The organism is Afipia sp. OHSU_II-C1 (assembly GCF_000497575.1).
Lineage (GTDB): Bacteria > Pseudomonadota > Alphaproteobacteria > Rhizobiales > Xanthobacteraceae > Afipia.
In genome coordinates, this window is record NZ_APJI01000020.1 from 1 (window position 1) to 12,086 (window position 12,086).

Sequence of the window (12,086 nt, forward strand, 5' to 3'; positions counted from 1 at the left end):
ATCAGCGATTTACTTGGGGAATGTGGGCTAAGAGGTCAAAATAGTTGTTCGCGCGTATCGACACTTCGAGGCGCGAGACGCGCGGCCTGCCAGTATCTCCCGCCGCGGTTGGGCTGGAGTCTTTCGACGACGACAATTCACGAGCATGTACAAGACGCAGTGATCGCGTCATCGACCGAAATAACGATAGCGCTCTGAACTTAGGGACGAATGAGGGCTGTTTCTGATAGCGCTATACGTTGTTCACTTGGCCGTCGCCTCATCGCGTTTGTTGGCTACACGGAAGACTTAGGACAAACTTAGAAGCCTCACCATGAATCGCATTTATTTTATCGATGGACGCCGTAGTTACGTCACCGAACGGGATCACTTTGGCTCATCTTGCAACTTGATCGAACACACGGAGACGGATCATGCGCATTTTTTCAGTGGTGGTGGCTTCACTTTGTCTGGCAGCGACGATCGGTGTCTCCGCCGCCCATGCCGACGACGATGGTTGGCGACGACATGAATGGCGCGAGCATCATTGGCGGGGCGAGCATCGCTATCGCCATCATTCGGCCGAGCCGGGTCAGATTTATGTGGAGCGGCCACGCGTCTACTACGCACCCCCGCCGGTCTATTACGAGCCGCTCCCGAGGGCATTCGGCTTCGCCATCGGTCATGAAGATGACGACGATGAGGAGTAGAAGCCTGGAACGTCAATCCTTCTCGCTGGCGCGTCCAATAGAATCGTCGGCATGGAAGGGACCTCGGGAATACGCGGGCGCGTATAGCGTCCGTATTAACGGTCGGCGCGCCGCGTGAGCCCGATTTTCAGCCTTCGATGAAATATCGAGGCGCGGTACTTTGGCACCACGCCTTTCTAGTTGAATCTGTCCTAACCGAAATGCACGCCAATCCGTGTCGCCTTACGCCAGGCGACACGGCAAGGTTTCTGGACGTGATCAACCGCAATGATCAGCGTGAAGTGATCGGGAATCCCCACCGAGCTGACGACATCAAGAGCCGCGCCGGTCTCAGACAGATTGCGAACAGTGCAGTCGACGACTGCCCCACTAAACGCAATTTTGCCGGCTTTCAGAACACGGTGTCGCGTTGATTTGCGCTTCTCGTCCATCGGAAACCTGCCCTGTTGGCGGCACAATGCGGGGCATCTCCAGGTTGTCACCCCATGATCGAGGTGAAGATGCCCTTGCCACCCGCAAGCCGGAAAATCGTTCTGGGTGTGGCGATCCATCTTGCACACCCGAACTTAGCCGGGACTTAGCGCGGATCATGGGCAGCGAGCGTCTGTCGCTGAACGCTGCCCGGCCGCCGCCGGTACGGATTATTCGTAGTGGGTTGCCGGTTCAGAACGTGAACAAAATCGCCGTATACCAGGAATACCGATTTGCGGTCCGTGCGTTCTGAATGCCCTTCGCGGCGTAGCCGAGAAGATGGATATTGTCATTCAGATCGTATTTCGCACCGATGCCGAGGCTTGTCGTTGCCGGGTTTCCGATACCGTCGGCGGTTTGGTGGAAAAGTTCGATGCCGAGCTGTAATGTCGGCGCGATCTGCCGCGTCACGGTGCCGCCATAGAGGCAGAAATCATGCGAACGCCCGGCGGCACTGATCTGGCAACCGCCGCCTCCGAAGGCCGACCATTTGCCCCAGTCCTTCTGCACCCAGATCGGCAACAGAACAGACGCCTGGCGATCGCCGACCGATCGGGAACCGCTTGGCAGAAAGACGCGCGGAAACACGGCGACGTCAAACACAAATGTATCTTGATGGAGGATCCGGTACTTTGCCGCGAGTTCGATGTTGCTGAGGCCGAAGGCAGCCGGCCCGTTCGAAGGAAAATCGAAGCCGACGGGCAGCGTTGCTGTGAGCTGCAAGTTGGGGGCCGCGCCGTAGTTGAAGTCGATGCCGCTCGCTCCCGCAAGATCACCCTTTGAACGGGCTCCCGTGTTGAAAGTGTAGATTTCATAGTGGCGATACTCGGTCGGCTCTGGATCGTCGGATTGATAGGGCGGCCCGGCTATCGCCGGGGCGAGACACGTGACCGTCAGCCCCGCAGCGAGGGCGGCGGAACTGATCCGCCGCCCCATGTGTCTTCTTGGAGCTCTCCTCACAATGTCCGCAGACGCCCATCTTGTGTCGGTGCGAGGCAGCATATCGTTTCGTCCATGGTCATGCCGGGTGCCGGCCGGCGCGCTGAGGCAACAGCAAGATGAGGCCAATGATGATTGCCGCCAGCATTGCCGAAGCAAGCGGCCTGCTCAAGTCGAGACCGCCGTGGCTGATCGGTTTATCGAGGAAGTCACCTACGGTCGCCCCGAGCGGTCGCGTTAAAATAAAGGCCGCCCAGAACAAGAGCACGCGCGATACGTTCGTCCAGTAATAGAGCGCGGCGGTGACGGCCAGTGCCGCACCGAAAACGAGCGCGCCGCCCTGATAGCCGAGCCCGCCAGTATCAGCGAGCCAATCGCCGAGGGCAGTGCCGAGCGTCTGGGAAAAGGTGATCGTCACCCAATAGAAGATTTCGACTTTTGGCGTTGCGACGGTCATGACGTCCACGGAGCCCATGGCAAAATACCAGATCGCAAGAGAAGTTAGGACGAGACAAAAGAGGATCGACGCACCACCGGTGTAACCGATCCCCAGGGAGCGATCGAAGAAATCCGCCATGGCCGTGCCGACGGTCGTCGACGCCACGATGGCGATCCAGTAGACCCAGGCGTTGAATTTCTTCGTGGAGATCTGAGCCGCAACTGCGGCAATGAAGATGGCAAGGAATATTCCGGTGCCGATCAGATATCCGCCGTTGTGTGCATTCTTGTCAGCGTGGAAAACAGTCATTGTGAGCGCATCGCCGCCGGTTTCCCCGAGCGTCGTCGCAAGAATTTTGATGATCCAGAACCCGAGTGTGACTGCGGGGACCTTGCTCAAGCTTTCAGAGAGTTCAGTTTTCATGAGAGATGCCTCAATTGGTATCGTTGTTTCCAAACACGCGCGCGTCGTCTCAGCTTGGTCCGTTACACTCGATTCATAACAGCGACGAGACGGTTGATGGCGCTTCGGCAGGTTTCCTGGACCGGACTCGGTTCAGGCCACTAAGGTCTATGTCGGATAACTCCGCCGAATTAGGGAAAACTTAGATGCTGAGCGATGGATCAAGAAATTGAAGCCATCGGAGCTAAGGCGTCGCTAATTGTTCGATGGACTTATATGAAACCATTTCCGAACGCTGAGGCGGAGACCATCCCCAAAGCGAAAGGAGTACAGCCGCTGAAACAAGCCGATTTGGTTTCACGATTGGCCGAGAGACGTTCCAGCGCACCGTCGGCACGGAGTATTTCATGCTCGTTCTTGTGATTGGCGATCGCATGATTGGGGAGGCTACGATGCAGGCTCTCAGGGAGGCAACATATGTGGTGGATTGGGTCACGGACGGTCAAACCGCGATCGAAGCCGCGCGTGCAAAAGCCTACGATCTTGCGTTGCTCGGCCTGGGACTATCAGCTGCGAAGGGTACCGAGGTGCTGCGCGAATTCCGGAAGTTGAACGCTCAGTTGCCTGTCATCGTCGTGACCACGCGTGACGGGGTTGACGATCGAATCCACGCGCTCGATCTCGGCGCCGCCGATTGCCTCGTCATGCCTTTCGACATCCGAGAACTCCTGGCGCGCATGCGGGCCATCCTGCGACACAAGGGCAACGGCAATCCACTAATCTTGACCAATGGCCTGATAAGCCTGAACCCGGCAACTCACGAAGTCGTTCACAACGGCGCCAGAGTATACCTGACGGCACGCGAGTCCGCTCTTCTTCAGGCTCTCATGCTCCGTCCAGGAGCAATTTTGTCGCGCACCGACCTTGAACGACACATCTACGGCTGGAATGAGAGGATCGCGAGTAACGCCGTCGAGTTCTTGATCCACGCGATCCGCAGGAAGCTCGGAACATCGTCTATTCGCAACGTAAGAGGTCTCGGCTGGATGGTCGATGGAATATAACCATTCCTTGTTGCGCGGGCGGATTTAAGAGCCGCCTGTCGCCATCGTTAGAGCGACGCTTGCGACGGGTGAGCGCCTCCGCAAATGAGCGTCGATGAGGCGATCTCGCGACGCGCGCACCGCAGGTGCGGACAAACCAATGACCCCTGCCTGATTTTGCCAGTGATGGGATCGGCATCGCCGTTTACGCAGAGCCATGGGCAATTACTCCATGCGTCAACGCCATCGTATGCGCTCCTGAAATCTTCGGCGAACATACAGCTCAATCCTGGTCGGCGGAGTCTATCGAAATCGTTCGGCGGAGCCCTGCACTAATTCGGAGCTAAGTTTCGAGGGACATCAGTGACTGATCTGTTGAGGCGATTATCGCTCGAGGCCGGCGGTACATGTGATTGACGGAGCGCAGGCCGGAGCTATTCGCGATACGATAGGAGAATATAAATGCAACGGGTTCTGCGGATTGCTCTTGTTTTGGCGACGTTACCACTGGTCACTGTCTTTGCACCCCCGGCGCACGCCGGCGAAGACGATGGTGGAATAGCGGCCGGGGTCATTGGCGGCTTGGCGGCAGGAGCATTGCTTGGTGCAGCGGCAGCCGGCCCACACTACGAATACGACGATCCTCCTGCAGAAATCTATGTGACGCCGGAGCAAGAATCAGAATGCCATTGGGTCCGCGGCCGCGCCTACTGGGACGACGATAGCGACCGATGGGTCTACCCACGCGTCAGTATCTGCCATTGATTTCGATCCGACTGAGTCGCCGCTATCTCATCGAACGACGAGGCCGGCGCGATCGAACTGACGCGGAGTCCGAATTGACCGCTCGCGCAGCTTCAGACTGAGTCCACGATCGCGGAAATACGATCGTGCGATCTGTGTCGTTTGCAAATGCAAGGCTGCCTCTGCCGGGTGCAAAGACACTGATCTGACCTTCTGCCGGCAATGGTCTCGGTAAATCTCTGAACCCATCGTCGTCCCTCCCTTAATGTTGGCACCCTTGCGCGAAGATCCCCCAGACAATTTGTTATATCAATCGAACCTAGCGATCTCGTATCCGTCGGATCGCTACGCCACAGCCTGGCGTCGCAATATCATGCTTTGGCTTGATGGAGCTGAACCAGGTTGGGCTATTCCTGCGTTCTTGGTCGGCTTTGTTGCTATTTGGACCCTGACGCTTGTGCTGGCGTACTGGAATGCCGGTCTGCACCCGGATGTGTTGGAGACCTGGTCGGTCGGTCGAGATTGGGCCTGGGGAAACGCCAAGCATCCGCCGCTGATGGGTTGGGTGGTCCACGGCTGGACCTTAATTTTTCCCAAGGCCGACTGGTCCTTCCAGCTTCTGGCAACGGTGAACGCGGCTGTCGCGCTGTGGTCGGTGGACTTGATCGCAAGGCGGTTCGTGCGGGGCGACAAGCGGCTCATTGTTCTCTTATTATTGTTTCTACTCCCGGCCTACGATTTTCACGCGCAACGCTTCAATGCCAACAGCGTCCTGCTTGCGGCGTGGCCTCTGGCAACCTACGCATTCCTTCGGTCATTTGAGAAGCGCGATATATTTTGGTCAGTGCTGGCGGGGCTGCTCGGCGCTCTGGCCATGCTCGGCAAATACTATTCCGTATTTCTGCTTGCCGGCTTCTGTTTTGCGGCGCTCTGCCATCCGCGCCGTGCGCAATATTTCGGCTCAAAAGCGCCCTGGATTTCGATTGTCGCCGGGTTGATCGCTCTATCGCCTCACATTCTTTGGCTGCGGACCCATGGTGAACCGTCTTTCCATTACGCGCTCGATCACGCCGGACTTCCGTTCTCCGAGTCCGTATCCGATGTGGCGAAATTTTTCCTCGGAATCGCCGGTTTCATGATCTTGCCGACGATTGTGTGGATCGCAATGATTCGCTTCCGTTGGCACGAATGGCTGCACGATCTCGCCAACTTGGATGAATCGCTATGGTTGCTGGCCATGATATTCGTTGGAACCGTGCTGCTCGCGGGTACGACCGCTCTCGCATTTTCAAGTAGCCTCCCTGGGATTTGGCACCTTCAGGCGTTGTTCATGCCTGTCGTGGTTGCGGTCTGCGCCACACGTTTTCCTGTCGACCGGGTAGATACGACGAACCTTGCCGCGATCGTGCTTTCCCTACTGCTTATTTTTCTGGTCGGCTCGCCCTTCCATGCGCTTTACCGGAATTGGCATCCCTTCAAGGAGGGGCGCAACTACTATCAAGAAGCAGCCACCGTCGTGACGCAGCGTTGGCGTGCCGCCTTCGGCGTACCTCTATCTCGCGTTGGCGGGGACGACGGGCTGATTTATGCAACGGCTTTTTACAGTGCTGATCACCCGCGTTACAATCGGCCCCTCGAAACGCCGGATGCGCCTATGGTCAGTGATGGATGGACCGCTTTATGTTTCCGCGACGATCCAGTCTGCATGAGTTGGATGAAACAGACCCGCCAGCGCATTGGTCGTGGGTCTTGCCTGGAATTTCAGGCGACCACGCGACTCTGGGGGTATCCGGGACCGTCTCGAAAGGTTGCAGCGATGCTAGTGCCGCCTCTCTCGGCCAAGACCAAACAAGCTGCGATGTCAGGATGCAAATTTTGATCGTGAGCAGGAGCTGAACCGCTGTACGACACTCAAAACATCAAACAACGTGTTTTGAATTAGATGCTTTAGCGCCGTACGCGCGCCAAAGTGATCCAGACGCTGGAATTCGAATAATGTCGGTTGTCAAGGGATCGATTGTCCGGGCCTACGGAGGCAACCCGCCAGTAGCGAAATTGGCGGCTCGATCTTCCGCTTGTCTAAGCGAGAAGGACTGCTGCGACATGATCCGGCGAGTTCAGTCAACGTTACTCAAAACGCTGTGGCACTCGAGAACTATAAGCGAGCTGCGCTGTGTCAAGAAACGGAGCCTGATACGCGCGCGATCAATCCTTGGCGATCCGGGCCGTTGACGATCTCGATTTGAAAGCCATGACATCTGGCCACAGAGGCTGCGATTGCCAGACCTAAACCGCTACCTTCAACGTCCAACGGCGCGGCTCGGAAGAAGCGGTCGAACAGGCGCGGAATATCAGCCTCCGCCACGCCCGACCCGGTATCCGTCACCTCGACGACGAACCTGCCGTTCAGCCGCCGAATAGAGACGTTCACGACACCGCCTTTCGGCGTATAGCGAACCGCATTGTCGATCAGGTTGCCGAAAAGAAGCGCAAGATCGCTGCGTGAGCCCACGATCGATACCGGGTCGGATTGCACGATGCCGAGATCCACGCCCTTGGATTCGGCTATCGTAATCATATCCGCTACGCATTGCGTCACGACGTTCGAGAGCTCGATGACTTCTCGTGTTGAGGCATTCTCTGGTTCGTCTGAACGCGCAAGACGGAGCAATTGCTCGACCAATCGACGAGCGCGCGCCAAGCCATCCCGTAGCTTCGTGGTGGATGCGGGGTCTGTATCATTGTGCCGTGCATCCAGATTGTCGACCTGAATTTGAAGAGCAGTCAACGGCGTGCGAAGCTCATGAGCTGCATCGGCGACAAAACGCTTTTGTTGGTCCAAGGCGTCGCGCAGCCGGTTGGTGAGTCCATTCATCGCCTCAACCAACGGTACGATTTCGGCTGGCACGTCAGCTATTGGTACGGGCGCTCGACTGTCGAGGCTTTTCCCAGCGATATTCTCTGCGAGGCGCTGCAATCGGCCAGTCAATTGCCCGACGGACCATCCGACAACCAGCCAAGCCAACGGAATAAGGATCAGGATTGGGATCCCTGCCTGGATTGCCGCCGAGGCCGCTATTTCCCGACGAACCTCCATCTGTTGCGCGATTTGCACCGTTCGATCGGCATCTCGCGCCTGATACACACGCCAAGATACTCCCCCTGCGTCGATGGTCGCAAAACCTGCCGAATTCAGGCGCGGAACCGAAGGTGCGTTCGGCGTTCGGCGCAAAAGCGCTCCGGCGCGGGACCACACCTCGACAACAAGTTCATCCTCGGGATCCTGTGGCTCAGTTGGCGCAGGCGTTAACATCACGTTGTCACCGACGTTGTTGGCGATCTGCCGGAGTTGGCCGTCAAGAAAGTCAGCCACTTCCTGTTGCGCGATCACGTATGCGGCGATGAACGCGACTGCTCCGACAATCGTCAAGACGGCCGTCATCCAGATCAGCGCGGCCCGTCGTATTGAGATCATCGCGCGCTCCGCGGGATCATCCATCCGGCGCCGCGGACATTGCGGACGACGTCCTTATCGAATTTCTTCCGTATCGAGTGAATGAGGAAGTCGATCGCATTGCTCTCGACCTCCTCACCCCAGCCGTAAATGCATTCCTCGATGCGCGATCGTGACAAGATCGCGCCGGGTCTCTCGGCCAAGGCGTGCATCAGCGCGAATTCACGCGCCGGAAGCACGGCCGTTGTCCCACGATAGGTCGCTTCGTGGCTTTCGAGATCCAGCGTGACATCACCGGCAATCAGGATGGATTGAGCGGCGCCGGCATGGCGGCGCAACACCGCCCGCATCCGCGCCAGAAGCTCGCGCATTTCGAACGGCTTCACGATGTAATCGTCAGCACCGACATCCAGGCCGATGATCCGATCATCGACGCCATCGCGTGCAGTGATGATGAGGACAGGTGTGGAATTGCCTGCTCGCCGTGCATCTTTCAGCAGATCGACGCCAGATCGACCAGGCAAGCCGATATCCAGCAAAATGAGCCCGTGACCGCCGTTGGCCAGCGCGTCCTCACCATCGGCGCCGGTGCGAACCCAGTCGACCGTCATTCCTTCATGCTTCAGCGCCACGATCAGACTGTCGCCGATCATGCGGTCATCTTCGATCAACAGAACACGCATTTCATCTCCGGACCGCGCGAACACGCCTGCGATAGCTATCTTTGAAGACCCTTTGCATCGTCGCCGACATACATGGATAACGTGGCGGGAAGTAAAACTGCAATCGTCCGTCGATCATTGGGTGAACAATCCTAGAGTCGCTGGATTAGCTGGAAATGAGCGAAATCATCAGCACCCGATTCGGCTGAGCGGACATCTCCTGACCACGAGGCAAAATCCTTCAGCGAGTTTGCGAGCCTGACATCGGTAAATGCGCACCCTTTCCGGCCAATCTTTCGCGCAATTGGTTTAATTTTTTCAGGCTGGCGAGCGTTTGACGCGGCCTTGTTGCCGCGATTCCGACCAGAAGCGCCTCGATCAACCCAAGCGTGGCCGTATGCATGCTCAGCAAATCAGCGCGCCCTCGTGCCACGGGCAGAACGAGATCGACGCGGCGCCGCAGCCTGCCAGCAAGAGTATCCGTCAGGAGCAGCGACGCCAACCGGCGCCGTTCAATTTCTTCAAGGAGGACTGCCAGTTCCGCATAGACGCGCCCGTAGGCCAGGACGACGACGAGATCGCCTTCGCGCAGCTTCCGCAGGTCATCGGCGAAAAGGAGGCCTGTGTTGGTCAGACTCACAGCGTCCAAACCAAAGCGCCCAAGCTGGATGACGAGATAGGCTGCCATGGCGCTCGACGGCCCAAGGCCGAAGACCAGAACGCGCCGCGCTTTGGTGATGCTGCTTACCGCCCTCTCAAACTGATCGGCGGTGATGGTGCGACGGAGGCTTTCGAGCGATCGAAGATGAATCTCGAGCGTCATCTCGAACGCGTTAGAAAGACTTGGGCCGACCTCATTGAGTGTTCGCGTCAACCGCTCGGCCGGAGTGAGTAAACTGCGCAGCTCGCCGGCAAGGGTGCGGCGTAGGTCGTCGAGCCCGGCAAAGCCAAGCGCCTTTGCCGCCCGCACAATCGTAGCGTCACTGGTCTTCGCCCTGGCGGCCAATGCTGCTGCCGAGGCGATCAGCACTTCCTCCCGATTTTCCTGAAAGAATCGGACCGCACGCTGCTCCGCCGGGCTCATCCGTTCGAAACGGTCTGCAACTCGTTCATCAAACCTGATCGTCACATCGGTCCGCTTTCTTGGGTCAGCTTCCTTGAAATCGTCATAATTACTACGAGAATTGTATCATAACGTAGTATGTACTACAAAGCCATGGAGTGTTGAATGGATGCGGCAACCTGGGGTGTCGCAGCGCCGGCTATCGGCTCGGCGTTCCTCGCCTCACTCGTTGAGGTCGTGGAGGCGTTCACGATCGTCCTGGCCGTTGGCACGTTGCGCGGTTGGCGGCCAGCAGCCCTCGGTACGCTTTCGGCTCTCGCCGTACTCGGCCTAGCGGTCGTGCTTCTTGGCCCGTTGCTCGGCCGCGTCCCGATCCAGCTTCTCCAGCTTGTCATCGGTGTGCTCCTCCTTCTGTTCGGCATGGGATGGCTGCGCAAAGCGACCCTGCGGGCGGCCGGCGTCATCGCCCTGCACAACGAGGACGCCATTTTCACATCCGAGTCGGCTCAATTGTCCAAGACTGCCGATCAGCGACGAGCCTCGCTCGATTGGATCGCAGGTCTGACGGCATTCAAGGCGGTGCTGCTCGAAGGACTTGAGGTTGCATTCATCGTCATAGCGGTTGGTGCGGGTCGTGGTTTGCTGTGGCCCGCCGCATTGGGCGCCCTCGCGGCCTGCCTCGCGGTCCTGACAGTGGGTGTCGCCGTTCACAAACCGCTGGCGAAGGTCCCCGAGAACACCCTGAAATTCGGTGTCGGCGTCATGCTGTCGGCCTTCGGCGTTTTCTGGACAGGCGAGGGCCTGGGCATTGATTGGCCCGGTCACGACATCGCCCTGATTGCCTTTGCGGCGCTGTTCTTGGTTGTCGCTCTCGCAACGGCAGCTACGCTTCGACGCGTCCACCCGCGCCCGGTGACCGCACGATGAGTATTCTCGTCGATGTTGCCAAGGAGCTTCTCGGCATGTTCCTCGCCGACGCGAGGCTTGCTACAGCGACGCTGCTACTGGTCGCGATCGTGGCTGCTCTGCTCGCGGGACATGTCGAGCCGCTTTTGGGCGGTGCCGTCCTTCTCCTTGGGTGTCTCGCACTTCTGGTCGAAGCAACCGTCCGTGAGGCCAGACATCGAAGTATTTCATGAAGATGGTGACGAGCGCTTGGCCAAAGCGCGTACCAGGACAGCGACGGGTGATCGTCCATCCAATGTTGATGCATTGCTCTGTTGATCGAATCGAAGATCTGCTGGCCAATGTTTCGGCTGGCCCTGAGGGCGCTATCGAAAGCTCCCAGCTTTCCCACATTTTACCACGATCGAACCGTAATCCATTCAACCATGGTTCATTCGGCACGCTCTATGCTGCACTTAGCAACCGATGGAGGCTTCAATGCGAAAGATGTTTCTGGTTGTTACGTGTGCTGCGGCCCTGGGTGGCCTGCCCATGACAGCCGCCAATGCGATGCCGGTCGCTCCGGCGCTGCCCACAGCATCCAATGTGGATCAGGTTCGTTGGGTTTGTAATGAATGGGGCCGCTGCTGGTGGAGTCGGGATTACGATCGCGCTTACCGCTACTATCGTGACGACGACGATGACTGGCGTTGGCGCCGCTACCGGCATGGGAATGGCTATTACGGCTGGCCACATGATCGGGGGTGGCATGGCGGCTGGCATCGTCGCTGGAACGATGACGATTGATGTGCCGATAAGCAAGTATTCACCGGACAATCAGATACTTTCATCATTCTCTGGCACGGCAGCGTAGCCGTCGTGCCCCACCATCGTAGGGGCTCCATTCATGGCAAATCTGAAGACCACAGCGTTTATCGCCCTGCTCGGGGCAGTCCTGGCGGGCTGCGCGCAGACCTATGGAGAGCAGCGCACCGCTACTGGCGCCGTTCTGGGCGGGGCCACGGGCGCACTCCTTGGTCAGGCCATTGGCGGAAATACTGGAAGTACGCTCCTCGGCGCAGGTGCCGGTGCTTTGCTCGGAGCGGCCGTCGCCGATTCAACCAACCCGCGTCCAGGCGGTCCGCCAATGTGCCGCTACCGCGCCCCTGATGGACGCATCTATGTTGCCGAATGCGACGAACGCTATTACCGGGGACGGTACTGATAGCGGACGCCTCAAGCCAGGGGTGAGCCTTCCGCCTCGCTATACCGCAATGGCCCTACCGACACAAAAG

At 58.2% G+C, this 12,086-nt stretch carries 14 protein-coding genes; 8 read left to right on the forward strand and 6 right to left on the reverse strand.

Annotated features, from left to right (window positions below; translation table 11 throughout):
- The first annotated feature begins 413 nt into the window (after positions 1-413).
- Positions 414-689 (forward strand): hypothetical protein, encoded by a 276-nt coding sequence (locus tag I554_RS0120790; RefSeq protein ID WP_009337905.1) that lies wholly within the window; start codon positions 414-416, stop codon positions 687-689.
- A gap of 191 nt (positions 690-880) precedes the next feature.
- On the opposite strand, the gene I554_RS0120795 is transcribed toward I554_RS0120790, so the two are convergent.
- From I554_RS0120795 to I554_RS0120805, 3 genes are all read right to left on the reverse strand, one after another.
- A complete protein-coding gene (locus I554_RS0120795; protein ID WP_009337906.1) occupies positions 881-1,120 on the reverse strand; it encodes a PilZ domain-containing protein in 240 nt (79 codons plus the stop codon).
- A gap of 232 nt (positions 1,121-1,352) precedes the next feature.
- On the reverse strand, positions 1,353-2,096 hold the full coding sequence (locus I554_RS0120800; RefSeq protein ID WP_024574377.1) for a transporter: 744 nt from the start codon (positions 2,094-2,096) through the stop codon (positions 1,353-1,355).
- A gap of 82 nt (positions 2,097-2,178) precedes the next feature.
- Entirely contained in the window at positions 2,179-2,961 is a 783-nt protein-coding gene (locus tag I554_RS0120805) for a membrane protein (protein WP_024574378.1), read from the reverse strand.
- 386 nt (positions 2,962-3,347) lie between these two features.
- Between I554_RS0120805 and I554_RS0120810 the strand changes: the two genes are divergently transcribed.
- From I554_RS0120810 to I554_RS0120815, 3 genes are all read left to right on the forward strand, one after another.
- A complete protein-coding gene (locus I554_RS0120810) occupies positions 3,348-4,004 on the forward strand; it encodes a response regulator transcription factor (protein WP_024574379.1) in 657 nt (218 codons plus the stop codon).
- A 441-nt stretch (positions 4,005-4,445) separates the two neighbouring features.
- The gene (locus I554_RS26990; protein ID WP_034473435.1) at positions 4,446-4,748 is read left to right on the forward strand and encodes a hypothetical protein; all 303 of its coding nucleotides are present in this window, start codon (positions 4,446-4,448) and stop codon (positions 4,746-4,748) included.
- Between the two features lie 256 nt (positions 4,749-5,004).
- Complete coding sequence (locus I554_RS0120815) at positions 5,005-6,606, forward strand: glycosyltransferase family 39 protein (protein WP_244432809.1); 1,602 nt, start codon at positions 5,005-5,007, stop codon at positions 6,604-6,606.
- Between the two features lie 297 nt (positions 6,607-6,903).
- On the opposite strand, the gene I554_RS0120820 is transcribed toward I554_RS0120815, so the two are convergent.
- The 3 genes from I554_RS0120820 to I554_RS0120830 all read right to left on the reverse strand — a co-directional run bounded on the left by I554_RS0120820 (position 6,904) and on the right by I554_RS0120830 (position 9,972).
- Positions 6,904-8,202 carry an ATP-binding protein gene (locus tag I554_RS0120820; RefSeq protein WP_024574381.1) on the reverse strand — a complete coding sequence of 433 codons (1,299 nt, stop codon included), beginning with the start codon at positions 8,200-8,202 and terminating at the stop codon, positions 6,904-6,906.
- A complete protein-coding gene (locus tag I554_RS0120825; RefSeq protein WP_024574382.1) occupies positions 8,199-8,864 on the reverse strand; it encodes a response regulator transcription factor in 666 nt (221 codons plus the stop codon). Before I554_RS0120825 ends, I554_RS0120820 begins: the two co-directional genes overlap by 4 nt.
- A 220-nt stretch (positions 8,865-9,084) precedes the next feature.
- On the reverse strand, positions 9,085-9,972 hold the full coding sequence (locus I554_RS0120830) for a MurR/RpiR family transcriptional regulator (RefSeq protein ID WP_024574383.1): 888 nt from the start codon (positions 9,970-9,972) through the stop codon (positions 9,085-9,087).
- A 99-nt stretch (positions 9,973-10,071) separates the two neighbouring features.
- Between I554_RS0120830 and I554_RS0120835 the strand changes: the two genes are divergently transcribed.
- From I554_RS0120835 to I554_RS0120850, 4 genes are all read left to right on the forward strand, one after another.
- Positions 10,072-10,833, forward strand: a complete 762-nt coding sequence (locus I554_RS0120835) for a TMEM165/GDT1 family protein (protein ID WP_024574384.1) — start codon at positions 10,072-10,074, stop codon at positions 10,831-10,833.
- Positions 10,830-11,045: a hypothetical protein gene (locus tag I554_RS0120840; RefSeq protein WP_009337917.1), complete on the forward strand. Its 216-nt coding sequence runs from the start codon at positions 10,830-10,832 to the stop codon at positions 11,043-11,045. The genes I554_RS0120835 and I554_RS0120840 overlap by 4 nt, the downstream gene beginning before the upstream one ends.
- Before the next feature lie 244 nt (positions 11,046-11,289).
- A complete protein-coding gene (locus I554_RS0120845; RefSeq protein WP_009337918.1) occupies positions 11,290-11,598 on the forward strand; it encodes a hypothetical protein in 309 nt (102 codons plus the stop codon).
- Between the two features lie 100 nt (positions 11,599-11,698).
- Positions 11,699-12,016 (forward strand): YMGG-like glycine zipper-containing protein, encoded by a 318-nt coding sequence (locus I554_RS0120850; RefSeq protein ID WP_009337919.1) that lies wholly within the window; start codon positions 11,699-11,701, stop codon positions 12,014-12,016.
- Positions 12,017-12,086: the final 70 nt, after the last annotated feature.